The sequence below is a fragment of the Kitasatospora sp. NPDC096077 genome, assembly GCF_040303245.1.
Classification (GTDB): domain Bacteria; phylum Actinomycetota; class Actinomycetes; order Streptomycetales; family Streptomycetaceae; genus Kitasatospora.
This window is the reverse complement of the sequence record NZ_JBEOSV010000012.1, coordinates 51,818-76,791: the sequence shown is the minus strand read 5'-3', so window position 1 is coordinate 76,791 and position 24,974 is coordinate 51,818. Positions and strand designations below refer to the sequence as shown.

Annotated in this window: 14 protein-coding genes; 7 read left to right on the top strand and 7 right to left on the bottom strand. The window is 70.8% G+C overall.

Translation table 11 applies throughout. The features are described from left to right. The gene (locus tag ABTZ03_RS14415; protein ID WP_350513252.1) at positions 1–852 is read right to left on the bottom strand and encodes a methionyl-tRNA formyltransferase; all 852 of its coding nucleotides are present in this window, start codon (positions 850–852) and stop codon (positions 1–3) included. A gap of 64 nt (positions 853–916) precedes the next feature. Between ABTZ03_RS14415 and drmA the strand changes: the two genes are divergently transcribed. From drmA to drmC, 3 genes are read left to right on the top strand one after another with little or no spacing between them, the layout of a single operon-like run. Next, entirely contained in the window at positions 917–4,786 is a 3,870-nt protein-coding gene (drmA, locus tag ABTZ03_RS14410; protein WP_502894466.1) for a DISARM system helicase DrmA, read from the top strand. Beyond that, complete coding sequence (gene drmB, locus ABTZ03_RS14405; RefSeq protein ID WP_350513250.1) at positions 4,783–6,690, top strand: DrmB family protein; 1,908 nt, start codon at positions 4,783–4,785, stop codon at positions 6,688–6,690. Before drmA ends, drmB begins: the two co-directional genes overlap by 4 nt. After that, positions 6,687–7,454, top strand: coding sequence for a DISARM system phospholipase D-like protein DrmC (gene drmC, locus ABTZ03_RS14400; RefSeq protein WP_350513249.1), 768 nt, complete (start codon positions 6,687–6,689; stop codon positions 7,452–7,454). Before drmB ends, drmC begins: the two co-directional genes overlap by 4 nt. A 42-nt stretch (positions 7,455–7,496) precedes the next feature. Here the strand turns inward: drmC and ABTZ03_RS14395 are convergent, their stop codons facing one another. From ABTZ03_RS14395 to ABTZ03_RS14380, 4 genes are read right to left on the bottom strand one after another with little or no spacing between them, the layout of a single operon-like run. After that, positions 7,497–10,472, bottom strand: a complete 2,976-nt coding sequence (locus ABTZ03_RS14395) for a pPIWI_RE module domain-containing protein (protein ID WP_350513248.1) — start codon at positions 10,470–10,472, stop codon at positions 7,497–7,499. Positions 10,473–10,497: 25 nt separating this feature from the next. Continuing rightward, positions 10,498–14,100, bottom strand: a complete 3,603-nt coding sequence (locus tag ABTZ03_RS14390; protein ID WP_350513247.1) for a pPIWI_RE_Z domain-containing protein — start codon at positions 14,098–14,100, stop codon at positions 10,498–10,500. Next, complete coding sequence (locus ABTZ03_RS14385) at positions 14,093–15,247, bottom strand: pPIWI_RE_Y domain-containing protein (RefSeq protein WP_350513246.1); 1,155 nt, start codon at positions 15,245–15,247, stop codon at positions 14,093–14,095. Before ABTZ03_RS14385 ends, ABTZ03_RS14390 begins: the two co-directional genes overlap by 8 nt. A gap of 3 nt (positions 15,248–15,250) precedes the next feature. Then, positions 15,251–16,687: a PD-(D/E)XK nuclease family protein gene (locus ABTZ03_RS14380; protein ID WP_350513245.1), complete on the bottom strand. Its 1,437-nt coding sequence runs from the start codon at positions 16,685–16,687 to the stop codon at positions 15,251–15,253. Between the two features lie 335 nt (positions 16,688–17,022). Here ABTZ03_RS14380 and ABTZ03_RS14375 point away from each other — a divergent pair, with 335 nt between their 5' ends. Continuing rightward, entirely contained in the window at positions 17,023–18,522 is a 1,500-nt protein-coding gene (locus ABTZ03_RS14375) for a serine/threonine-protein kinase (protein ID WP_350513244.1), read from the top strand. Positions 18,523–18,524: 2 nt separating this feature from the next. On the opposite strand, the gene ABTZ03_RS14370 is transcribed toward ABTZ03_RS14375, so the two are convergent. Next, positions 18,525–20,519 carry an N-6 DNA methylase gene (locus ABTZ03_RS14370; RefSeq protein WP_350513243.1) on the bottom strand — a complete coding sequence of 665 codons (1,995 nt, stop codon included), beginning with the start codon at positions 20,517–20,519 and terminating at the stop codon, positions 18,525–18,527. A 290-nt stretch (positions 20,520–20,809) separates the two neighbouring features. Here ABTZ03_RS14370 and ABTZ03_RS14365 point away from each other — a divergent pair, with 290 nt between their 5' ends. Continuing rightward, positions 20,810–22,252 (top strand): glyceraldehyde-3-phosphate dehydrogenase, encoded by a 1,443-nt coding sequence (locus ABTZ03_RS14365; RefSeq protein WP_350513242.1) that lies wholly within the window; start codon positions 20,810–20,812, stop codon positions 22,250–22,252. Positions 22,253–22,381: 129 nt separating this feature from the next. Continuing rightward, positions 22,382–23,194, top strand: coding sequence for a hypothetical protein (locus tag ABTZ03_RS14360; RefSeq protein ID WP_350513241.1), 813 nt, complete (start codon positions 22,382–22,384; stop codon positions 23,192–23,194). Positions 23,195–23,230: 36 nt separating this feature from the next. On the opposite strand, the gene ABTZ03_RS14355 is transcribed toward ABTZ03_RS14360, so the two are convergent. After that, positions 23,231–23,629, bottom strand: coding sequence for a hypothetical protein (locus tag ABTZ03_RS14355; protein WP_350513240.1), 399 nt, complete (start codon positions 23,627–23,629; stop codon positions 23,231–23,233). A gap of 207 nt (positions 23,630–23,836) precedes the next feature. Between ABTZ03_RS14355 and ABTZ03_RS14350 the strand changes: the two genes are divergently transcribed. Further along, a complete protein-coding gene (locus tag ABTZ03_RS14350) occupies positions 23,837–24,973 on the top strand; it encodes a hypothetical protein (RefSeq protein WP_350513239.1) in 1,137 nt (378 codons plus the stop codon). Position 24,974: the final 1 nt, after the last annotated feature.

The following is a 24,974-nucleotide window of genomic DNA, read 5'->3' as shown; positions in this document are numbered from 1 at the left end:
TCAGCCTTCGGAGAGCCAGGCGTCCCGACCCGGCACGGGAACCGACTCCACGATCCACAGCGGGCCGTCCGCGCACTCCATGCGCACGCCGGCACCAGGCTCGATACGGGACCGAAGGACAGCCGCCCATCGGCCGTCGACCACGGCAAGGGGCCCGGGGACGGGGAACAGCCCGAACCGGAAGGTGCGGACGAGGTGGTGGACGTCCCGGCGGCTCGCCGACCAGTCGATGACCGCGTTCTGCGGCCCCATCATGCTCTCGTAGCTCGCCCCCTCCCGGCCCTGCGGGGTGCCTGCGTGACCGGTGACCGCCAACTCCAAAGCCTCCGCCAAGAGTTCGCGGGAGAGCGCCTGGATCTCCGCGTACACGCTGTCGCCGTCCATCTCGTCCGGCAGTACGACGCCTCCGCGTTGGACGAGGATGCGTCCGGTGTCGAAGGACTCGTCCATCCAGTGGATCGTCACGCCGGTCTCGGGATCGCCGTTCCGGACCGCCCAGTGGATCGGCATCGGTCCGCGGTGGCGCGGCAGTAGGGAGGGGTGGATGTTCAGCACCCCGAGGCGTGGAACGCTCAGCACTTCGGCCGGCAGTCTCCAGGGGAAGCCGTTGCAGACCACCAGGTCCGGGCGGTAGCCGGACAGGGCGCGGGCCAGGCCGGTGGTGCTGCGCGGCAGCAGCAGGTCGACGCCTGGCGGCAGTTGCGAAAGGACGTCACTGACCTTCGTTCCTGCCGCGGATGCGGCGCACACATAGGCGACGGTCTCGTGACCCGCTTCGGCGCACGGGGCCTGGAGATCGGCGAATCCCGCCGCACCGGAGGAGATGAGAACGATCCGCAGACGATTCTGCACTGAGCCTCCTACTGAGAAATACTGTGAACTAAGTCAATCGGTGGATGTATGGTTCTCGAAGGAAATGTCGGCGCCGCGCAGTAGGCTCGCCGTACTCGGTCGTCCTTCCGAAGGGGCAGTTCACTCCATGTCCGCCCAGCTTTCTCCGGCACCCGTCCCACATCCGCTGGACGATGTGCCGCAGACCTTCCGCCCCGGTGATGCGCACGATGCCCGCGAGGCCCTCGAAAAGTACATCAGGCGCGATCTGCTCGGTCCCTGGGACGGTGAGACGGAGGAACTGTCACACCGCTCGGCCGGCCCGCGTGACCGCTACCTCGTCGGATTGCTCGGTCCTCGCCCGGCGGACGGGAGCTCGGCCCGGACGGCCCGGGACGCCGCACAGCTCGCCGATGTCGAACCCGGAAGCGCAGGGGACCGGAGTGACACCGATCCGGCAGACCTCCTGACCCCGCAGGCCGCCGGGCGGATCTGGGCCTCGTCCATGGGTCTGTCCTTCACCGTCCCGGCCTCGATCGGCACGCTCACGGTCACAGCCCAGTGGGGGCGTTACTCGCTCACCGAGTCCCTCACCGACGACGGACCGACCCGGCGCGTGTGGGGGCGTGAACCGGTGAAGAAGGCCGAGGACATCGACGTGACCGGCATCGGCGACCGCCGCCTCGTCCTGGAGGGCGACACGGCGGACGGGGCGTGCGTGCGCCTGGACGTCAAGGTGCGGCCGCGGACGGGTGGCACAGGCGGTGAGGACCTGAGGGTGGTCGAGGTGGCCCTGGTCAACCAGCTGGAGGACTCCGTCGACCGCAAGGACGCCAACTGGCTGTTCCAGACCGAGCTCGACGTCACCGCCTTCGCCGACGCCGAAGCCGCTGTTTTCCTCCCCATCGACGATCCGCTCGCCCCGGGTGCAGCCGGGATGCACGAGGACGAGGAGGAGAAACGCCTCCGTCTCCTCTACCGGGACAGCCTGCGCCATGCGGTGGGCCGCAACGTCGCCGTTCACGCTCGGGTCAGGTCGGGGGAGCGCCGGGCCCACCGGTTGACCACCACCTGGCTGCCTGCCTACGACGTGGCCACCACCACCGCCCCCAGGGTCGAGGAACAGCCGCTGCTCACCGGCCTCGAACTCGGCATGGATGCGCTCGCCGAACTCTCCGTTCCCGCCCGCCGCAAGGAACTCAGGGAGGCGCTCGCCCCGCTTGCGGACGGCTACCACGTCTGGTTGCAGGAACAGCGCGACCGTCTCCCGTCGCTTCCCGACGACCTGCGTGTCACCGCCGGGTTCGCCATTGATCAGGCCGAGCGCGTCTGCCACCGGATCGCGTTCGGCATCGACGCGCTGGAGGTGGACGACATCGCGTTGGAGGCCTTCCGCTTCGCCAACCGGGCTATGGCACTCCAGCGGCGCAACACCGCCATCGCGGCGGCCCGCGCCGGACACGAGGACGACCAGGCCTCGTACCAGCCGGCGAAGGACGCCGTCGCGGCGAAGGGCAAGGAGGGTGCCAGCTGGCGTCCGTTCCAGCTGGCCTTCGTCCTGCTCAACCTGGCCTCGCTCACCAGCCCCGGCCACCCCGACCGTGGTGCCGACGCCGAGGCCGTCGTCGATCTGCTGTTCTTCCCGACCGGTGGTGGCAAGACCGAGGCCTACCTCGGCCTCGCCGCCTACACTTTCGCACTGCGCCGCCTCCAGGGAGTGATCGGCAGCGGCGACGAGGCCCGTAGCGGTGAGGCCGGCGTCGGCGTGCTGATGCGCTACACCCTGCGACTGCTGACGGCACAGCAGTTCCAGCGGGCCGCGGCCCTGGTCGCGGCCGCCGAGGTGCTGCGCCGGGAGGCCCACGAGGGCGGTGACCTCCGCTGGGGGCGGACTCCGTTCCGGATCGGGCTGTGGGTGGGAACCTCGGTGTCACCGAACTGGTTCACCGACGCTCGGGAGCAGATCGCCGGAGCGAAGGAGAGCGCCGACGACAAGTACGCCCGCGTCATCCAGGTGCTCAGTTGCCCGTGGTGCGGTTCGGGTCTGACGGCGCACCGGAACATGGAGTACGACGAGCGCCGGCGGCGTGTGCTGCTGTACTGCCCGCGCGGTGAGGGCAAGGACCACTGCCCGTTCTCCCGGAAGGGTGCCAAGAACGAGGGCATTCCCGTCCTCACGGTGGACGAGGAGATCTACCGCCTGGCCCCTGCCATGCTGATCGCCACCGTCGACAAGTTCGCTCAGCTGCCGTGGAACGGTTACGCCGGCCTCTTGTTCGGGAGGGTCACGGAGGAGTGCCCGCTCCACGGGTTCCGCCACGATGATCTCGACAAGGAGACCGCCTGCCGGAGCCGGCACCGGGGCGAGGAGCCCGCCAGGACGATGAAGCACCAGCTGCGTCCGCCGGACCTCATCATTCAGGACGAGCTGCACCTGATCTCGGGAGCGCTCGGCACCACGGTCGGCCTGTTCGAGGCAGCAGTCGACCAGTTGTGCAGCTGGGCTTACACGGACGAACACGGCACCCGGCATGCGGTCGGCCCCAAGATCGTCGCGTCCACCGCGACCACCAAGCGGGCCACCGACCAGGTGCGGGGCGTCTTCGGTCGAAAGATCGCGGTGTTCCCCCCGCAGGTCCTGGACGTCGGTGACACCTTCTTCTCCCGGCAGGTTGAGGTGAGCCGGACCGACCCGGGGCGCCGCTACCTCGGCGTCTGCGCCCACGGCACCAGGCTCAAGGCCGCCGAGATCCGGGTCGCGGAGATCCTCCTGCTCGGTGCGCAGCAGGTCTTCGATGACTACGGGGACAAGGGCGACCCGTACATGACCCTGGTCGGGTACTTCAACGCCACCCGCGAGCTGGCCGGCATGCGCCGCTACCTCGACGACGACATCACCACCCGGGTGCGCATCAACGGCAGTCGCAAGGGGCGGGAGCAGATCGCCAACCGCATCGTGAGCCGAACCGGCATGCTGGCCATTCAGGAGCTCACCTCCCGGATCTCCTCGTCCGAGATCAGCGCGACGCTCAAGCGTCTGGAGAGCGGCTTCGACCCCGAGCGGGAAACCAGCGAGCGCCGCAGGGCACTGATCGCCGAGTACGTGGCCGCGAGGAAGGAGAAGCGCCCGGAACGCGTTCCGTTCGTGGTCAAGCAGGCGGTCGACGTGGTGCTCGCCACCTCGATGCTCCAGGTCGGTGTGGACGTCTCCCGGTTCGGGCTGATGCTGGTGGTCGGGCAGCCCAAGAACACCGCCGAGTACATCCAGGCCTCTTCGCGAGTGGGCCGTGACCCGGCCCGTCCCGGGTTGGTCGTCACCCTCTACAACTGGTCGAGGCCCCGGGACTTGGCCCACTTCGAGGACTTCGAGCACTACCACTCCACCTTCTACCGTCAGGTGGAAGCCCTGTCCGTCACCCCGTTCACCCGACGGGCGCTCGACCGCGGCACCGCGCCCACGTTCATCGCCGCGCTGCGCCACGCCGCCTACGAGCACTCCCGCAACACGGACGCCCACACGGTGGACCTCGACGGCGAGCTCGCGTCGGCGGTCGAACGGGGCCTGCTGGACCGGGCGGAGGCGGTCGGCGGGCCGCGGGCCCGGGGCTACCTTGCCGAGCGCATCGCCGCGCTCAAAGACGCCTGGGCCGACAAGCGCGAGGGTAGCGCGGTACTCGGCTACCGCAATGAGAAGAGGAAGGACACCCTGGTGGCGCCGCTGCTGCGGCGCGCAGACGGAGCCCGTTGGGACGTCCTCACGGTCCCGATGTCGATGCGCGAGACCGAGAACGAGATCAACCTGCTGCTGCCCGGCGGTGGACGGCTGATGGACCTGTCCAGCAACGGGGGGCCTGAGTGGGTGTTCGGGCCCGGCGACGACAGCTCGGAGGCTGTCGTCGACGCCGACGAGTACGGAGAGACCGCCCCGGCGGGGAAGAGGAAGGGACAGCGATGAGCAACGGCTACTTCCGCCGGGTCGGGGCGGTGCGCCCCAGCCACCTGATGTTCACGGCCGGGGTGGGCGCCCTCATCGACCTGCCCAACTTCTCGGTGCTGGTCCAGGGGCTGGAGCCGTGGAGCTACGCCGGCCTCAACCGCTACGTCATCGACGAACCGCGCCTGCGCACCGCGGTCAACCGTTCCCTCCAGCTCTACGGCCGGGAGCAGGTCAAGGAGTTGCGGGCGGCGCCGTGGGACGAGGGGGCCGACAACGCCAAGGACTGGGCCAGCCAGGGAGTCGGTGTGCCGATCACCCCGTTCCCGCAGTGGCTGCGGTGCACGGCCTGCAATTTGCTCGCGCCGGTCGACTCGGAGGCCTTCACCTTCGTCAACAGCAATCCCAGGACCCCGCACGAGGCGAAGTTCGTCCACGACTGCACGCAGGGTCGCCGGAAGCCGCTCGCCGTCGCCGCCCGCTTCACGCTGGTCTGCACCGCCGGGCACCTCGACGAGTTCCCGTACACGCCGTTCGTGCACGGTGGTGGAGCCTGCCCGACGGCGCCCCGCCCGCTGCTGCGGATGAAGGACCACGGTGGCAACCAGGCCGCCAACGTGACCATCGAGTGCGTGGGGTGCGGTGCCCAGCGCAACATCCGCGACGCGATGGGCGAACGTGGTCGGCGCAACCTGCCGGCCTGCCGGGGACGGCACCCGCACCTGGGGTCCTACTTCGAGTACAACGGTTGCGACCGCGAGGCGACCCTCATGGTCGCGGGCGCGTCCAACCAGTGGTTCCCGATGACGCTGAGTGCCCTCGCGCTTCCGCCGGCAGAGGACGACAAGCTCCCGGAACTACTCGAAGAGCGTTGGGCGGAGCTGCAGGTCATCACCTCCCGGGAGATCTACGACGCGGTGTCCTTCCTCCCCGGCCTGGGCTGGATCAAGGACCACGACCCCGCTGTGCTGATGGCGGCGATCCAGGCGAGGAAGGCCGCCGAGAACGGGCAGGTACCGGCGACGGACGTCAGGCCTGCCGACCTCCTCGGCCCGGAGTGGGCCGTCCTCTCCGCCGGACGCCTCCCCGAGGCCACGGACGACTTCGCTCTGGAGGAGGTGACCGTCCCGAACGGGCTGAGTGGCTTGTTCGCCAACGTCCGGCAGGTTGAGCGGCTACGGGAGGCCCGGGCCCTCATCGGATTCACCCGGCTCGACGCTCCCGACCCGGAGTCCCCGTCCTCCGAGATCGCCACTCCGGTGCGGCTGTCGCGCTCCGGCCTCGGCTGGGTGCCGGCCAGTGAGGTGCGTGGGGAGGGTCTCTTCCTGCGGGTGCGGGATGACCTGATGGCCGACTGGGTGCGCCGGGTGGAGAAGTCGCCGCAGATGGTCGCCCATCGCGAGGCCTTCGCCCGGTTCCGGACCAACCGCAGGAGCGACCGGCTCACCGGACCGTTCGAGCCGATGCAGGGCTGGCCCGGGGAACGCTACCTCGCCCTGCACACGCTGTCCCACCTGCTGATCCGGACCATCGCCCTGGAATGCGGCTACAACTCGGCGAGCCTGGCCGAGCGGATCTACGCCGGCGATGACACCGATCCCCGGTCCGGGATCCTGATCTACACCGCGGTGCCCGACTCCGAGGGCACACTGGGCGGCCTCGTCACCTTGGCGGAGAGCCCGCACTTCGAACGGATCGTCAGGACGGCGCTGCGCAACGCCGCGCACTGCTCCTCCGACCCGCTGTGCGCGGAACGCCTCCCGAAGGCGCCCTCCGACCACCTGCACGGCGCGGCCTGCCACATCTGTCTGTTCGTCTCGGAAACGACCTGCGAGCGCGGCAACCGGTTCCTGGACCGTCGCTTCCTGGTGCCGCTCGGGGACGAGCCGGATGCCGTCCTCACCCCCGCCGAGCTTCTTCCGTGAGCAGCCCCCGCTTCGAGGCCGCGGCCGCTTCGGCGGTCGCGGCCCTCGGCGTGCAACGGGTCGGCGCGTTGGCGGCACTCCTGGAACAGGGCCGAGGCCTGGAGTACGCATCGGCGGAGTTCCCGTCTCCCCGCACCACCGATGAGATAGGCGAGGTGTACCGGGCGATCCGGGCCGAGTCGATACCCGGACCGGTCGCGGCCGCCTATCTGAGGGGGTTCGGCGCCGCTTGGAGCGACCGCTGTGACCAGGCCGAAGTCAGAACCGTCTGGAGTGGTCCCAGCACACCGGGAGTACCGGTGCGGTCGACCGCCAGGGTCCTGACCGAGGTCGTGCGACAGGCCCGTACCGAACTGCTCGCGATGACCTACTCGGCCCGTCCCTACCGTCCGCTGCTCCAAGCCCTCTCCGACGCGACGGCTCGCGGAGTGGAGGTGCACCTCGTGGTGGAAACCCGGGAGGGAGCCGGTGGGTTGCTGGACGGTCCGGAACCCGCGGCAGCCTTCCGGTCGGTGACCGGTCTGCGGCTCTGGCACTGGCCGGTCGATCGGCGGGACCACCGCAGTGCCCGTCAGCACGCCAAGTCGGCCGTTGCGGATCGCAGGGTCCTGTTCCTGGGAAGTGCGAACCTCACCGAATCCGGGGTGCGCCGCAACCTGGAGGCCGGTGTGGTCGTCCGGGGCGGGACGGCGCCGGAGCGAGCGGCCGAGCACATCAGGGCTCTGATGCGACAGGGGACGCTGCAACCCCTGACATCCGTGTAGCGCTGAGGGGCCCTGCCGCCGGCAGGACCCCGTCCGCTCCAGCTAGTTGAGGGCCCCGTCGGCGGCGAACAGCGAGAGCTGTTCCGGGTCGCTGTCGGGCTCCGGCGCCTGGGCGAGGCCGGCGGCCTCGGCGGCGTCCGGGTCGCTGTCGGCCGCCGGATCGCCGGTCGCCTCTTCGTCGGCGACCGTCGGGAGGACGTACTCCTGCGCGAGCCCGGCGAGATGGAGCGGGAGTGGCAGACTCAGGGCGTCCTGGTGGTCCGGGGCCTGACGCAGCTGGTGGACGGCCAGGGCGAGCGCCTCCGGGTCGTCGCCGTCGGCCTGGTGGCAGCCGAGAACGGCCAGTTCGACCAGGCCGGGGTTCCAAGCCGGCTTGTCCGTGTCGACGGTCAGCTCCCCCTTGCGTTTGCCGAGCCGGATCGGGCGCGGTGCGAGCTTGTCCGCCTCGACCGCGGATCCGCTGAACTGGAAAGCCTTGGGCGTGGTCGACCAGAACACCCGGGCGGTGCCCGCCGTGGCAGTCGGGTCGGTCCACAGGTGTGCCGGGAGGCCGTTGACACCATTCGCCTCATCCGGGTGCACGCCCCACCACTGGGCGGTCTCACGGCCCTTGGCGGTCCGCACCCGGACCAGGCGGAGGTCGGGGTCGATCGGTCGGACGGCCAGGCCGGTCCGGATCCGGTCCGGTTCGGTCTGGCCGTCCTGCAGCCAGGTCCAGTGCGAGCGGCAGTTCTGCGCGTGGGCGAGCAGCAGGGTCGGCGTGCCGCGCAGCGAGCGCACCACCTTCTGCAGCCACTCCTCGGTCTGCTGCCGCTGCTGCCTCATGTCCTGCCACCACGACGGACGTTCGGTAGGCTCCTGCTCGCCACTGCGCGGCGTCGGCACGGCGGAGGGTACTTCGGAGAGTGCGGTGAGCCGGAGCAGCAGCGCCGGGTACGGGATCCACTTACCGGCACCGTTGTCCGCCTTCCGGTCCCAACCCTCGATCCGGGCCAGCCCGGTGACCGGATGCACCGGGGTGATCCGCACGGCGACCGGCTCGTGGCCGGCCCAGCGGGTCCGGCTGCGCGCGTTCTTGCGGACCATCCAGACCGCCGCGTAGCGCAGGTCCTCAGGCAGCCGGTCGCCGAGGCTGTGCTGGGGGTGGACACGCACGCCGAGCTGCCGCAGGCCGTCGTCCCAGGCCTTGAGGGCACGGAAGTCCGCGGTCTTCTCGCTGTTGTAGCCCTTCACCTTCTTGGGCACCGCCATGAACTGGGTCAGCACGCCGGCGTCGGCACACCCCAGCCGGAGCGCGAACTTGGGGTCGTGGTCGGGTGTGGTGAAGTCCTGCCGACGGTCGATCTCCACCAGGGCGAGGGAGGGGGTCGCGTCGGTGCGGTCACCACTCAGGAAGGTGCGGACCTCGTTCCGACGGGCACCGAGTGCCGCGGTGACGGTGGCGCGGGTCGGGCGCCCCTCGCCGAGCGGCAGATCGCCGGCGAGCGAGTCGGTCAGCTTGAGGCAGTGCAGCCGGACGACGAGTTCGGCCGTGTCCCATTCCAGGACCGCAGGGTTTCCGGGACGGGCCGTCTCGTAGTCCTCGGCGGTCGGTCGCGTCCCGTCGTCCTTGAGACCGAGGTGGTCGACCAGGGCGGCGATGGCCGTGTCACGCATCTCGGCGGTCTGCCACAGCAGTCGTGCCTCCAGCACCGAAAGGTGATCCCCGTTCTGCGCGCTGTCCAGAGCGGTCAGGGCGAAGGCCGTGCCGAGCCGGCGGGCCGCCGCCGCGCGGACCTCCTCGGCGGCCTTCGCGACGTCTCCTGAGGGTTTGGGTCGGAGGTTCACCGGTCCGTGAGAGGTAGCGTGCCGGGTGAACTCCAGGGCGGGCGTGGGCCGCAGTTGCTCGGGCAGCGCCTGTTCGGCCCACTGGACGATCTGCGACCGCTGGTTGGACATCAGGCCGGCGCCGACCTCGTGGCTACCCATGGCAGTGCTGTACACCACGGCGGCGCGCATGTCCTCCAACCACTCCTCGGGTGCACTCAGGATGCGGTCGGCGTCGGGGAACGGCTCGGTCAGCGAGACCCCGTTCAGCATTCCGGCGGGACCGCCGCCGACCCAGTCGATCCCCTTGACCGCGCGGTTCCACTCCAGCCGCGCCACCGCGAAGCGCTCGCTCACCGGCGCGCCGGGCAGCCACGGCACGCGGGGGCGCAGCAGGACGGAGGTGCGGCGACCGAACGGCAGCCGCAGCCTGCCGGTGGTCGGACTGGTACGGGTCGCCCAGCGACGGATGTGGGTGTGCAGATGCAGCCGGGGCAGCGGCTGGAAGGGCACGGTGTGCAGGGTGATGTTGAGCACCACCGAGAACCACCAGGTCCGGTCGCCCTTGCCGTCCCAGGGCAGCGGCTGGGACACCAGCTCCGCGCCCTGGTCGCGGGGCCCGCGCGGTACGGCGCGGAAGTGCAGCTTGCCGGCCCGGGAGTCGTACGGCTCCAGCGCGAGGATCCGGCGGGCCAAGTGGTCCGTGGTCAGCTGGAACTGGCGGGGCTCGGGCGCCGCCGAGCCGCCCTTGGTCGACGGGCAGCGCAGCAGCTCCGCCTCGACCGGGTGCCACTGAGGGGGGTCGGCCGACAGCATCGCCTCGACCTCACGGCGCTGGGCGCGGTGCTCCGGTTCGGGTCGCAGATCGCGCAGCCAGGTGGAGAGCAGGGCACGCAGTGCCGGGCCCGGCAGCGGGTCGGCCAGCTCGGCGGGGGCGTAGAGCCAGAAGTCCGGTGTCTCGTCCTTGTGGTGGGAGGGCCGGGGGCGTACGAGGACGTCCGGGGCGAGGGCCTGGAGGACCTGGTCCAGTCGCCAGGTGGGGACCGTCCGGTAGGGCTCGGCCTGCGGCGACCGGCCGGCGTTGCACAGGTCGAGGAGTGCCTCCCGCCACTCCTCGGGGAACGGGAGGGCCCGGTAGCCGGCGGTCAGCGAGGTTTCGGGGGAGAGCGGCGTCCAGGCTGCGGTGCGGATGGTCCGGTACTTCATGGCCATGGTGGCCTCCGATCGGGTGCGGTGGTCAGTTGCGGTGATGGGTGAGGTCGGTCAGGGCCTCGAACAGGGGCTGGTAGAGCAGGCGGGCGAGGGCCGGGTCACCGGGGTCCAGGAAGAGGGCCGGGTCGGTGTCCTCGTCGAAGTAGGGGGCGAGCACGGTCCGGAGCCGGGGCAACAGCCCGTCGTCGGCCGGCAGGGAGCTGGTCTGGATCCCCGGGGCGAGTGCCCGGGCCAGCCGGGGGGCGAACCGGGCATCGACGAACACCACCCTCGCCGGGACACCGCCGCGCACCAGTCGGCCGATGACCTGCCAGATCGTCACCAACTGGTCCCAGACGAAAGCCTGCTTCTCTGCCTCGGAGAGACGCGAGTAGATGTATCGGCGGGCGAGCAGCCGGCGCCATTCCCGGCGGGCGACGTGACGGAACGCGAGGCCGGCGGCATCGAGTGTCCCGGCCTGGCTGACCAGCGCGGTGAAGGTGCCCTGGTCGAGACCCGGGTGGTCACGGACGAAGCGGGAGGCCCAGTCGTTGATCGCGAAGATCGCCAGAGCCAGGTCGTCGGGACGCGGATGGGGCCGGGCGAGGAACAGTGCGGTGCCGAAGGCGGCGTTCCGTTGTGCGTTCAGGATGTTGTGGCCGCGTTCCACGGCCATCAGCGGTGCGACCAGGACCTCCGCGCGAGGATCCTCGGCGAAGGTCGCGAGGTCGCCGCGCCGGAGCGCCGTGGCGTGCCCGGAGGGCCCGGGGGCTGGAGGCCCGCTACCTCGGACGGCCTGATCCAGGTCCGCGTCGTCTGCGGCCAACACCCGGACTCGGCCGTGCCAACGCTCGATGCCATGGAGGATGTCGGCGATCGCGTTGGCCTCCTTGTAACTGCCGGCCAGCAGGATCGCGCGCCGTCGCTCGTCGTCGTCGACCAGGGCGAGTTCCTCCTCCAACGGGCTCGGTGAGTGGCCACGGCCCGGGTTGCCGAGGATCGAGGCCATGGCCCGGGCTACGGTGAGGCGGTTCTTCGTGTCGGTGCCGGACAGGCTGATCGGTTTCCCGTTGTCGTCGTAGAGGAAGTGGGTGCGGAAGACACTGCGGCGCACGGCGGTCAGCGAACGCTCGGACGGTTTGAGGACCGCTCCGACCGGCGCGAGCACGTGGGCGCGGGTGGACTTCCCCGCCCAGCTCGTGCCGGACATCAGCACCACGTGCGGCCCGGGCCGACCGGTCGCCGGGTCGGAGCCCAACTCGTGCAGTGAGAGCAGGAGCTCCCGGCCCACGCCGGCGCACCGGAAGAACCGCAGGGTGCCGCTGTGGCGCCCGGATTCGTCCCGCTCCCGCTCGTCGGGCAGGTACTGGAACCCGAGCACGTTGCCCATGGGGGCCTCCGGAACCAGCGGAGCGTAGTCCAGTGGCGGGCGGCGGGAGAAGTCGTTTCCGGTCGAGTCCAGGTGCAGGGCGGCCTCCACCTGCGGCCACAGAAAAGTCAGCCGTTCCAGCCGCTGGTTCAGCGCGGAGAGCAGCAGCAGGAACTCCACCCTGCCAGCTGTGGCGTCGAGCCACTTCGGGTCGTCGACTGGTGCGGGTGTGTCGGCGAGGAGCGTGGTCAGGACGGCGACGACCCGTCGGCGGGTACTTGAGTCGGAGAGGGTGTTCAGCAGGTCCTGGGTGAGGGAGACCAGATCGTCGGTCGGATCGTCGTACGGCCCGTTGCCGCCGAGCGGGTCGTCGCGGAAGCGGTCGAAGACGGCCGTCAGGTCCGCGCGACGGCTCTGCATGGCCGGGCTGCCGGGCTCCGGCTCGGGATCGTCGTTCTCGTACGCCTCGAAGAGCTCGGCCTCGTCGCGGACGCCGTCCGGGGTCGTGGGGGAGCCGTTCGGCTCGAACCAGTCGGTCAGCAGCTTCTCCTGGAGCGTCCAGGGACTGAAGTACTCGGGGTCCGCCCACTCGCGAACGTCCCCGTCGTCGATCAGCCGCTTGTACAGCCGGTCGGTTGCCGTGGTGACGGCGGCCAGGGAGGCGGACCAGCGCGCGACCTCCTGGTCGGTCAGCGGCAGCCGTCCTTGCCGGGACAGTTCCTGGATCTTGTGCGTGTGCAGCTGGTCGAGCCAGGACTCCGGACTTGGCATGACCAGCGTCGCGGACGGGGCGAAGATCTCGTCGAACTTCATCTGCACCGAGTCCGCTTCGTCCACGATGACGATGTCGCTGCGCAGGCAGGCCAGTTCGAGCTGACGCAGCCGTTCTTCGTTCAGGTGGTGCGGCACCGAGGACTGGACGAGGCTGGCCGGGTTCGCGATCCAGATCAGCGAATCCACCAGCTCCCGTGCGGTGCGATGACGGGGACAGGCACTCCAGACCGGGCAGCCGTGCTTCTGGCCGGAGGGGCGGTTGTCGACGGACGGTGTTGCGGTGGTGCCGATCGGGCGGTAGGGCTCGGGGAGGGCGACCGGCTCGGTCTCGTCGACGTGGGCCTGATCGGTGCCGCCGAGCCGCTCCGGATACAGCGATGTGCAGGGCGCATCGGCGTAACGGAGTGGTTCGGCGGCCTCGGTGCCGCGCAGGGCGTCGACCACGCAGACCGTGCTCAGATCGTCGAAGCCCGGGTCGTCGTGGTCCAGCAGGTTGTCCAGGCCGCGCGCAGCCAGCCGACGGTGCAGCCGTTGGACGTGGGTCTCGCGGGTGGTCGGACCGAGCACTGGGGTGGCGGGCAGATCGAATCCCCGCAGCAGGGCACTGAGCCGCAGCTGCTCGGCCACGTCGCCGACGACCAGGGTGGTACGCAGGCCTCGCAGGGCCGCCCATACGGCGACCAGGGTCATGAGCGTGCTCTTGCCCGCTCCGACCATGCCCACCAGATGCAGCATTCCCTCCAGGTGGAGCTCGTCGGAGTCGGTGAACGACCGGCCGTCCGCGCTGCGCGGCGCCAACCGGAGCTCTGCGAGCCGTTGCTCCCAGTGCCCGCGCTTCGGGGTGTCCGCCGCGATCTCGGTCCGGTCCATCCACCGGGCGGTTTCGGCGAGGTCGGCGCGGGTCAGCCGGATCGCCGCCCCGCCGCCGGCTCGGGCGGCTGTGAGCTCATGTCCCGATGCGGGGTCGGGCCGCAGCTCCGGGGGGAAGGTGACGGAGGCCGGTCGGCGACGTTCGATGAAGGTGCTGCGCCCCGGGGGGGCCAGGTGAAGCCGCCGTCTGTCGAAGTCCGGAAGGGTCGTCAGCGCCGCGTCGTACACGGCGAGGCGGTCGGACGCGATGGTCGGGCGGAGGGGGTGGACCGGGCCGTTGTCCTCCGGAACGTGGTAGGCGCGCATGCGTTCCGGTAGTGCCCGGTAGGTCTCCAGCGCCTGCTGCCAGGTTCGGCGGCGGCGGAGAATCCACACGCGGTGGCGTACCGCAGTCAGCATGACTTCGTGTTCCGGGGTGACGGAGTGCCCGGCAGCCTTGGTGAACGGGTACCCGGCCAGCAGCGTGTAGGCGCCGACGGCCGGTTCGTGAGGCGCAATGCGCTCCAGCACCCGGAGGGTCAGTTCGACCTGGCAGAGCAGGGCGGGCTTGACATCCCCCAGCTCGCTCGGGATCTCATTCCAGACCCGGGTGAGGTCACGGCTGATCTGCTGGTGCCAAATGTCGCGGTTACGCACGGGAACCTCCGTCCGGAGCGTTGCGCAGCCGGGTGGCTGCGTGAGAGATCAGCTCGGTGTCGGTGAACAGGGGCAGACCGAGGGCCGAGGCGGGGCGGTGCCGGCGGTAGACGTCCTGGTAGCCGGGGCGGTCGTCGACCCGATACTGCGGGACGACCCAGAACGCCTCGTCATAGGGCGGTTCCGGAGCCAAGGGGCGGGCCGCCCTCCCCAGGAAGGCGGGGTGGGCCCAGTCCTTCACGTCCACGGCCCAGACCCGACCGTTGGGGAAGGTGACGTGCAGGTCGTAGGCGTCGAACCCGGGCCACATCCGCACCCGGAGCCCGAGTTCGGTCAGGGCCTGTTCCAGGGCGACCTCCGACCGTCCTGGCCCGGTCACGAACTGCCTCAACGGGCGCTCCAGCTGGAAGAGTTCACCCACCTCGTCGGCGGGCCACAGGTTCCCCACCGGCGCGGGGCCCTGTCGGCGGCATTGGTCGCGTTCACACCACCACGAGCCGTCCTGCACCGGGATCAGCAGGGTCAGACAGCGTTCGCAGGTGGTGTAGGCACCGGCTCGAAGATGGCTGGCCGGTACCGGCAGGTAGATCCGGCGGATCAACTCTCGGACCGGGTCGAGGACATGGTCGTTGCTGACCTCGAAGAACTCCACCGAGGTGAGTACCGGGCGGTTGACCAGCAACCTTCGGAACTCCGTGTAGGCGTCCTCCTCGCCGCACTCACGGCACAACCTGAGCGCGGTCCTGATGATCTCGCGGTCGCGCTGATGTACGGCGCTGTCGGCGGCTCGTTCGGCCCATTCGTGGCAGAGCTCGGTGGGGCGACCGGAATCCGGATCAAGGAGGTGGTCGGTGTCACCGATGGCGTCGGAAGGGAGGTCGAGGGGCCAGTCGGAGACCGGGCGGTACCGGCACCACTGCAGCAGCTCCGGCAGGCTGGCGGGCGGCTCGGCGCCCTGCAGCACGCAGGTGAGAACGGTCCGGTTCAGCGCCCGCTGGGCCTCGTCGGGGTAGGGCAGGGAGAAGCCGTCCAAACCGGTGATCGCGTCGAGTCCGATGAGGGCGGTGGCCAGGGTACGGAGTAGGGGGAGGCCGTCATGGGCGGACCATGCGGCGGCGTGTGATGGCAGATCGGAGGTGGAGGTCACGGGTCAGCCTCCGGCCGTGTGATCGAGGCCGGGTCCGCACCAGCGCAGCGCCTCGCAGCCGGTGCAGCCACGGCCTGGGGTGGCGGCGAAGGTCTCGTCCGGGGCCCAGGGGCCGGCCAGTGCGGAGACGGCCCGCCGGGCCTCGTCGACCGTCTCGGGATCGTGCGGGTGGAGCTCCTCGCAGGCGGAACCGTCCGGGTAGAGCAACTCCAGCTCGATCCGGCAGCGGCGCGGATCGCCCCCGGGGACGCCGGCGGACATCATCAGGACGGCGAGGGCTAGTTGAGGGTATGCCTCAAGGAGGGGGCGGCCCTCCCAGGGGCGGGACGCGGCGGTCTTGGTCTCGCGCCAGACCCATCCGCCCGAGTCGGTGTAGAGCAGATCGGGGTCCGCGATGACGACGACGTCCAGCTCGGGATCGTACGCCGTCAGACGGGCCTGGACCTCCACCTCTTCGGTCGGTGCCAGGCCGTCGAGCGGGCACACCGCGGCGTGCTCGGCGATCATCCGGACGGCCGTCCTGGTTTCCTCCGCCGTGAGGCCCGGCAGTGTGGCGGGCAGGAGGGTGGTGCGACAGCTGCGTCGGGCCCGGTGCTGCTCGTTGAGCCAGACGTCCACCGCACGTCCGCGTCGGATCGCCGGGCTCTCGGGCTCGGCCGACTTCAGGTGCAGCACCCTGGTCAGGTGGTACTTGGCAGGGCACGCGGAGTGGGTACGGAGGTCGGAGGCCGAGACGCTGCGCCGGCGGCGTGCGCGGCGCGGACGGGGCGTGCCGAGCAGGAACGGGGTCCGTGGCGGTTGCGAACAGCTCGACAGGCCCTCGCAGTCGATGCAGGCCGAGCCCGGGTTGACCCGGTCGCCCGCGACGACCCGGGCCAGCACCGGCTTGGCGTGTCGGGCGTACTGCTCAACCGCCTCCGCGGCCTCCCAGTCCGCGAGGACCTTGCGGGAGCCGTCGCCGCAGCCGACGGCCACCACACGGACCCGGTCGGGGAGCGGGTCGCGGACCTTGACCGGCCGGTAGCACTCGCCGAAGTCCGCGGTGGCCGCGACGCCGGTGGCGGCCACCGCGGCCGCCTCCGCGATCTCCGCGTCGCTTCGCGGTTTTACTGAGTTCACGGACAGCAGCCAGATCTCCCTGATCCGGCCGTCGGGCGAGGCGTACCGGCGGCCCCACGCCGTCCGCTCGTACCGGAGCGCGCCGCGGGAGTCCGACGCGGTCAGGTCGGTGACGGCCACCCAAGGGTGCTTGGCCGGCAGCGATGCCTGTCGGTCGAGCTCGTACTCGGTGCTGTGCTCTGCGCGTGCCGCGAGGTAGTTGCGGAGGGCCTCCTCCGCCCAGGAGAGGTGGGACGGATGACAGTCGTGTCGGCGGCGGAGCTGTTGCAGGGCGACTCCAACGTCAGTGCCGTCGTGCTCGATCGCGTCCAGCGCCGCCATCACAGGAGCCGGGGCGAAGTCCTTGACGGGCCTGCGGCGGGACCTCGACGGGGACTGTTGGACGAACGGTCGGGCCCGGAGCGCGGCGGCGCGAGGGCAGCCGCGGGGATCCTCCTGAAGCAGGGGGAGCGAAGTGCGGACGACGCGGGGATCGCCGGTCGTGCCGGCGGGAGGTTGCCAGGCGGTCACAGAAGGAGCCCCCCTCAGGGATCGGAGCCGTTCGGCCGAGTCTCAAGGAGAGCGTATATCTGTGAACTTAGTCAAGCAATGGAACGCCTTTGATTGATGGGGCGGTATGGTAGGGGCGCACGATGCCGAGGCGGACAGGGGTGAGGATGAAAAAGGGCGAAGTCGTCCGCGGCCGGTACCGGATCGTCGAAATGCTCGGGCGGGGCGGGATGGCCTGCGTCTGGAAGGCGATCGACGCCGAGACCGGCGAGTTGGTGGCCGTCAAGGAGATCCGCGCCGACCAGTACAACCAGGGGCGACTCAGCGAGGGCGAGCGCATCCGCCAGGAGACCGAACTGCGCCTGCGCTTCGAGCGGGAAGGGCAGTTCCTCGCCGAACTCGACCACCCCGGTATCGTGCGCCTGATCGACCGAGGACTTCATCGAGGTGCTCCTTTCCTGGTCATGGAGTTCGTCGACGGGACACCGCTCGATCGGTTCCTGGCGCGGTTCCGGCCGTTGCCGCTCGGTGCCGCGTACGCCATCGCCTTCGAGATCGCGGATGCGCTGGCGCACGCCCATCGAGGACGGGTCATCCATCGGGATCACAAGCCCGACAACGTCGTACTCACCGCGAACGGGTCGGTGAAACTGATCGATTTCGGCGTCGCCTTCCCGGATCGGCCGGACGCGACCCGCTACACCGCCTACGGCGCCACGCCGGGGACCGTCGGCTACATGGCGCCCGAGCAGCTCAGGGGAGAGCAGAAGGTCACGAGTGCTGTTGATCACTATTCGTTCGGCTGTGTGTTCTTCGAGCTTCTGACCGGGCGCCAGCCCTTCCTGGACCGACCCGACCGGAACCGTGCGACCCAGCACCAGCACGACCTCCCGCCGTCCGTGAGCGAGTTCAGGCCCGGAGTCCCGGTCGAGATCGACGATCTCGTCTGGCGTCTGCTGAGCAAGGACCCGGTTCGGCGGCTGGCCGCTTTCACCAGGCTCTCGGAGGCCCTGCGCCCGCATCTGCCGACCGTCGATTCTCCCGCGCCCAGCCCGGAACTCGAACCGGACCCCACGGCCCGGTACCGCCTGCCCGGAACCGCACTCTCCGCGTCCGTGCCCGCCTGGGTGCCCCGGCGTCAGGCAGTGCAGCGATCGGCGGGTCGGGGGGTACGGCCGGGGGTCGACCGGACCCGGTTCGCCGAACTGCTGGCCGCGGCCGCCGCCGAGGTGTCAGGGTCGCCTGCCAGGCAGGCCCTGCAGGCGCTGGAAGGGGAGTTGGGGGATGCCCGCAAGGCCTGGGGGCTGGGGCATCCCCCGGTGGCGTCGGCCCAGTTGCTCTGCGCGGATGCGGCCCGCCTGGACGGGCAGTGGCAGGACGCGACTTCGATGTACCGGGATGTCGCACAAGCCCTGGAGCGCAAGGCGGCCCCTGCCCTTCGGGCCCTTGCCCTGGAGGCGAGGGTGGGTCTGGCTGAGTGCCTGGCCGGGGCCGGTGATCTGCAGGGCGGGTTCGACGGCTGGGCCGATGTGGTTCACGAGGTCGCGGGCTTGGTGGAGATGCCTCCGGTCGTCGTGGCCCGCTGCCGAGAGCTGGCTGTGAAGTTGGAGACGTCCGGTCGGAGCGTGGAGGTCCGGTCGTTCCTGGAACTCCTGGCCCAGGCGTGACCTCACCTACGGGGAAGTCGGCCGGTCGCGAGCAGCTCGCCGAGCGCCTGGCCGATCCCCCCGGCCACCTCGCCCAGTTCACGTACGGCCTGTTCGAAGCCGGTGAGCCGCCGGTAGGTCTCCCCGTACGTCTGCTGCTCCTCAAGGGGGAGACGTGGCACCTGGAGGCGACGGACATCCACCCGTGACGAGGTCGAAGCGTGAGTTCCCGCCTGCCGGGCGTTCGCGGGGGAGCGAAGACACCCGGCCAGGAACCACGGGTCGAGGACCGTGGGGTCCACGCGGAGCAGGTGGAGTTGCGGCCCGAGCACGGTAGGGGCGTCGACGTCCACCCAGGCGTCGAAGGCCCGGAGTGAACCGACCACGACGACGTCCTGCGAGGAGGTCACGGTCAATGTGCCGGCGCGCTCGCCGTCCTCGCTCTCCATGGCCGACAGCCAGTGGCGCGTGCCCTCCGGGTTTCCCAGATCGGGGACGGTGATGACGGGGATCCCGTCGGACGGTCGGTCGCCACGGCGCAGAAGCTGTTCCGGCAGAGCCTGCCCGGAGTGCAGCTCCAGCGCTCCGGCCAGTTCAAGTTCGCCGACGCTGGTGCTCATGGCAGCAGCGTCCTGTACGGGATTCAGTTTGGCGAGCACTCGGCTCAGGTCGCGGGCCTCGTCGAGGCGGCGGTCGAATCGGGTCCAGGACTGGCGCAGGTTCGTGGTGACAGCGGAATCGGGCGCGGGAACGTGTCGGGCGGGAGTCAGATCGACCTGTTCGTCCAGGAGGTCGATGACCGGGACGGACACGCCCGCGGTGGCTCGGTCGCTCTGGAGCGCCTCCAGCACGGTGGTGCGCAGGGCGGGCCAGTCGATCGAGGGTTGTCCCGGCGACGGGGCACCTGCCCGTCCGACGGCGTCCACGAGCTGGACCATGGAGCCGACCGGCTCGTCCGAAGGGCGGGACAGCACCCAGAGATGAAGGCCCACGCCGTGCGGAGGGGCCGCGCCGGGTGGAAGCGCGACCACTGCACGCAGTGCGCCGGTTCGCAGCAAAGCGCTCCTGATTCTGCGCCCCGCCCGCCTGGCTGCGACCGCGGGGGGCAGGAGCAACACGGCAGTGCCCTCCGGGGCCAGAGCCGCAACGGCATGCTGGACCCAGGCCAACTCCGGTTCAGTTCGGGGGGGTTGGCCGAACAGCCAGCGGGCGTCCGTCGCCAGCTCGGCGTGTCCCCAGTCGCGCTCGTTAGAGGGGGGGTTGCACAGGACCACGTCAGCTCGCACGGACTGCAGCGCGTCGGCCCGCAAGGTGTCGGTGACCGTGACGCGACCGGGTGCCCCGGCCATCAACATGCGGGCAGCTGCCACGGAGGCGAGGGTCGGATCCACCTCCTGCCCCAGCAGCTCGGGCTGAGAGGGGGTGGTCCAGTGCCTGCCGGCGGCCAACAGCAACGACCCGGTGCCGCAGGCCGGGTCGAGAACGATCCGTGGCGAAGTGTTGCCGCGCCACGCTGCGAGGTCGGCCATGAGCTCGCCCAGGGGCTCAGGTGTCGTGGTGATCTGGCGCACGTGAGTTCCGAGCCAGCGCTGGAGCAGGAATCCGAAGGTTTCCGGAGCGCCTTCCTGCTCGGCAAGTCGTACGGCCTGCTCGGCCAATGCCTGTTGCCTGCGGCTCATCTGTGGCGGGACGGGCAGTGCGCTCGGGGCACCAGGACGGCTGAGCTCCGAACCCACGACAGCCAGAACCGTGCCCATTGCATCTCGGTCGCCCAGGGCCTCGATCTTCGGCCAGAGCCGCTCGAGACGGCCGACGGCGGACCGGTTCTTCTGCTTCCCGTCCAGCCACTCCTCCACTTCGGCAAGGGAGAACTGGGGGTTTGCATCAGTGCCCCCGACGGGTTGCGGGAAGCTGTCGTGCCTTCGACGCCAGTTGCTGACTGCGGCGCGTCCGACCCCGGCGATGCGGGAGATCTCCGCGAGGGTCACCTGGACGACCGGTTCGACGGATTGCTGCATCAGAGTCTCCGGGGAGGTGTTGGGACAGCCCGACTTTTCGATCCAACGTATCGTGCCGACGTGTCGAGATGCACCGTGTTGCTTGACTTAGTTTACAAGAACCCGCAGTGTGTTCTATCCGGGTAGACCCCTCCCGATCAGGGTGGCGGTGGTCACCTTTGGTGCCGGGGTGGCGGGGGAACGTGCAGGTGGGAGGGGTGGGGGTGGGGGGTGGAGGTGGGACCGGCCGCTGGGGCGGAAGCGGGCGAAGCTACCATGTGCGCAACACCCTCAGCTCGAAAGATGGACTTGTGACTGTCAACGACGACGTGTTCACGGACTGGAAGAACCGCGAGGAGATCGCGGAGTCGATGATCCCGATCATCGGGCGGCTGCACCGGGAGAAGGACGTCACCGTCCTGCTCCACAGCCGTTCCCTGGTGAACAAGTCGGTGGTCAGCATCCTCAAGACGCACCGCTTCGCCCGGCAGATAGCCGGCGAGGAGCTCTCGGTCACCGAGACGATGCCGTTCCTGGAGGCACTGACCGCCCTGGACCTCGGCCCCTCGCAGATCGACCTGGCGATGCTCGCCTCTGCCTACCGGGCGGACGACCGGGGCCTGTCGGTGGCGGAGTTCACCGCCCGGGCCGTCGCCGGCGCCACCGGTGAGAACAAGCTGGAGCGCCGGTCCGCGCAGGACGTCGTGCTGTACGGGTTCGGCCGCATCGGTCGGCTGGTCGCCCGGCTGCTGATCGAGAAGGCCTCCGGCAACGGCCTGCGCCTGAAGGCGATCGTGGTGCGCGGCGGCGGCGACGACGACCTGGTGAAGCGCGCCTCGCTGCTGCGCCGGGACTCGATCCACGGCCAGTTCCAGGGCACCATCACCGTCGACGAGGTCAACAACAAGCTCGTCGTCAACGGCAACGAGATCACGGTGATCTACTCCAACGACCCGAGCGAGGTCGACTACACGGAGTACGGGATCAAGGACGCGATCCTGATCGACAACACCGGCAAGTGGCGTGACCGCGAGGGCCTGTCCAAGCACCTGCGCCCCGGCATCGCCAAGGTCGTGCTGACCGCCCCGGGCAAGGGCGACGTGCCCAACATCGTGCACGGCGTCAACCACGACATGATCAAGCCGGACGAGCAGATCATCTCCTGCGCCTCCTGCACCACCAACGCCATCGTCCCGCCGCTGAAGGCGATGGAGGACGAGTACGGCGTGGTCCGCGGGCACGTGGAGACCGTCCACTCGTTCACCAACGACCAGAACCTGCTGGACAACTACCACAAGGCCGACCGCCGCGGCCGCTCGGCACCGCTGAACATGGTGATCACCGAGACCGGTGCCGCCTCGGCCGTCGCCAAGGCCCTGCCGGACCTCAAGGCGAAGATCACCGGCAGCTCGATCCGGGTGCCGGTGCCGGACGTTTCCATCGCGATCCTCAACCTGCAGCTGAAGCGTGAGACCAACCGCGAGGAGGTCCTCGACTACCTCCGGAACGTCTCGCTGACCTCGCCGCTGAAGCGCCAGATCGACTTCACCGACTCGCCCGACGCGGTCTCCAGCGACTTCATCGGCTCGCGCCACGCCTCGATCGTGGACGCCGGCGCGACCAAGGTCGACGGCGACAACGCGATCCTCTACCTGTGGTACGACAACGAGTTCGGCTACTCGTGCCAGGTCGTCCGGGTCGTGCAGTACATCTCGGGTGTCGAGTACCCGACCTTCCCGGCGCCGGCGGTATGATCCGCCGACGGGCTCGTGACGACGGGGCGGTGACCTTTCGGTCGCCGCCCCGTCGGCGTTCCCGGAAACGGTGCTTCGTGTGCGGGGTAGGGTGACGGGTCACGGACAGCCGTAAGGGAGCGGGCGGGCATGGGGATGCGGACGGGTGGTCGGCGGATCGCCGTCGCGGTGGCGGTCGGGGTGCTGGCGGGGGTGCTGGCCGGGTGTTCGTCCGGTGGGTCGGCGGACGCCAACGGGGCTGCGGGGACAGCGAGTTCGGCGGTGACGACGGGTGCTGCGGCGTCCGCGGCGTCCGCGGCGACGGCGGGCGCGGCAACGGGGACGGCGTCGGCGTCCGCGGCCCCGGGGGCGACGACGGCGGCCGGCGCGACGGCCTCCGCGGGGACGGCGGCGGGCAGTGCGGACGCGGCGCCGGTGCCCCGGGCGGACCTGGAGGCGGTGCTGCTGGACGACAAGGTGGTCGGGCAGGTGCTCCCCGACGCCCGGGCGATGACCGGCTGGGACGAGGAGAAGCGCCGGGTCGACAGCGCCGACCACGCCGTCACCTGCACCGCGTCGACGCCCTGCACGGGCAAGCCGCTCAGCGGGTCGGTCCGGTTCTCCGCGGGGGACAGGATCGCCCGCTTCCTGGTGGAGACGCTGCCCAGCCGGGACGCGGCGCGCAACCGGCTGACGGAGACCTACGCCTCCTACCCGGTCGGGCCGTTCCGGAAGGTCGACTCCCCGGCGCTGGGCAGCGAGAGCCAGGCCTTCGTGGGGCCGCTGGCCGGGGGCGACGGGGTGAGCATCGTGGTCCGCTCGGGCACCGTGGTGGCGAGCGTGACGACCGAGGGCGGTGCGGTGGACCTGCCCACGGCCCGGCGGTTCGCGGTGATGCTGGTCAACCGGATCGAGCAGGCGCAGTCGGGGAAGGTGCCGGACGCCGGGCCGGGCACGGCCTGAGGGGCTCGACCCCGGACCGGGGGAGCCCGGCCGGTCTCACGGGAAGGCCGGCAGCTCGTGCAGCCCGAGCGCCAGCAGGGTGTCCAGCGCGCAGTGCGACACCTGCCAGTCGGGCAGCGGGCCGGCCGGTCCGGTCAGGGCGGTGCAGGCGACGGTGAGGGCGGCCTCGGCGACGAGCGGACCGTCGGCGAGGACGAAGGCGATGCCGTCCACCGCGCCGGGGCCGACCAGGATCCGGGAGTGTTCGAGCCGGGCCCGGGCGGGGAGCGCGCACGCCAGTCCGTCCCGGACGGCCTCGGGGGAGGGCGGCTGCGGGCCGTGCGCGGCCGCGGGGAGTCGGTCGGTCGGGGGCAGTCGGTCGGTCGGGGGGAACCGGTCGGTGGAGGGGTCGTCGGGGCGTTCCGGGGCGCGCAGGTGGAAGCGAATGACGTGCACGGGTGACAGCCTGACGGATCGTCGGCCCGGGCGGTGGCCTGCACGGTGTCAGAAAACTGTCAGGCAGCAAGATGTCACCGCTCGCGGCGGCACCGGCCTCGGGAATCGGAAGTCGGTCGGCCGTGATATGTACTCATTCCGGGGTGGTCGCAGAGCGGCCATGCGAAAGATGCCGACAACCGGCGATGATGTTCGAGGGGGCCACACATGCCGCTGTTCCGACGCCGCTCGGGCGGGGAGGGCGGGCAGGACCGGACCGGTCGGTTCGGGTTCGGATTCGGGTTCGGCAGACGGGCCGCCGAGGCGTCCGCCGGTGACCGCGACACCGTCCGGTCCGGCGACCGGTCCGGCACTGCCGGGGCGTCCGCGCCGCGGCTCGACCCGGCCTTCGGCGACGAGTCCGTCCGCCTGGTGCTGCGGCAGGCCGCCGCCGGGGACTGGCCGGCGCTGCGCCCGGCGCTGACCGCCGGGACGGACGGGGTCGCCGGGACGGACGGGACGGACACGGCTGCCGGGGCCACCGGGACGGACGGGGCCGACCTGACCTGGCTGGTCGAGGCGATCGCCGACGTCCCCGGTGTCGAGGAGTGGACGGCCCGCGCGATCGCCGACGCCCCCGACGACCCGCTGCCGCTGCTGTTGTCCGGCGCCCGGCACGTCAGCTGGGCCTGGGAGGCGCGCTCCCGCGCCCAGGCCAAGCACGTCACCGAGGAGCAGTGGAAGCTGTTCCACCAGCGGCTGGAGGTCGCCGAGGAACACCTGCTGGAGGTCGCCGAGCGCGAGCCGTCCTGGCTCGCCCCCTGGTACTTCCTCCAGATCAGCGCCCGCGGCGCCTCGCTCGGCCCGGAGGTCGCCGCCTGCCGCTTCGAGGCCGCCGTGCGCCGCGCGCCCGGGCACCTCGGCTCGCACCGCCAGCGGCTGCAGCAACTGTGCGCCAAGTGGGGCGGTTCGCACGACGCCATGCACGAGTTCGCCCGCTCCGCGATGCTGGCCGCCCCCGAGGGCAGCCCGCTCGGCGAACTGGTCGCGCTCGCCCACCTGGAGCGCTGGGCGGACCTCCCGGACGGCGAGGACCACGCCTACCTGGCCGACCCCACCGTGCTCGCCGAGCTGCAGGAGGCGGCGTTCCGCTCCGTGCTCCACCCGGACTTCGTACCGGTCCGCGGCTGGCAGGAGGGCTTCAACACCTTCGCGATGGTCTTCTCGCTGGCCGACCAGCGGAAGACCGCGCGGCTGCTGTTCGACGCGCTGGACGGCCAGGTGACCGAGTCGCCCTGGCGCTACCTCGCCGGCGACCGGGTCCAGGCCTTCCGCGCCCACCGCGACCGCTGCGCCGCGGGCTGAC

Bases quoted from the DNA above. Each gene is read 5' to 3' on its own strand.
- drmA (WP_502894466.1), top strand. From the start codon at position 917: ATGTCGGCGCCGCGCAGTAGGCTCGCCGTACTCGGTCGTCCTTCCGAA.
- drmB (WP_350513250.1), top strand. From the start codon at position 4,783: ATGAGCAACGGCTACTTCCGCCGGGTCGGGGCGGTGCGCCCCAGCCAC.
- ABTZ03_RS14395 (WP_350513248.1), bottom strand. From the start codon at position 10,472: ATGGCCATGAAGTACCGGACCATCCGCACCGCAGCCTGGACGCCGCTC.
- ABTZ03_RS14380 (WP_350513245.1), bottom strand. From the start codon at position 16,687: ATGGCGGCGCTGGACGCGATCGAGCACGACGGCACTGACGTTGGAGTC.
- ABTZ03_RS14375 (WP_350513244.1), top strand. From the start codon at position 17,023: ATGAAAAAGGGCGAAGTCGTCCGCGGCCGGTACCGGATCGTCGAAATG.
- ABTZ03_RS14370 (WP_350513243.1), bottom strand. From the start codon at position 20,519: ATGCAGCAATCCGTCGAACCGGTCGTCCAGGTGACCCTCGCGGAGATC.
- ABTZ03_RS14360 (WP_350513241.1), top strand. From the start codon at position 22,382: ATGGGGATGCGGACGGGTGGTCGGCGGATCGCCGTCGCGGTGGCGGTC.
- ABTZ03_RS14350 (WP_350513239.1), top strand. From the start codon at position 23,837: ATGCCGCTGTTCCGACGCCGCTCGGGCGGGGAGGGCGGGCAGGACCGG.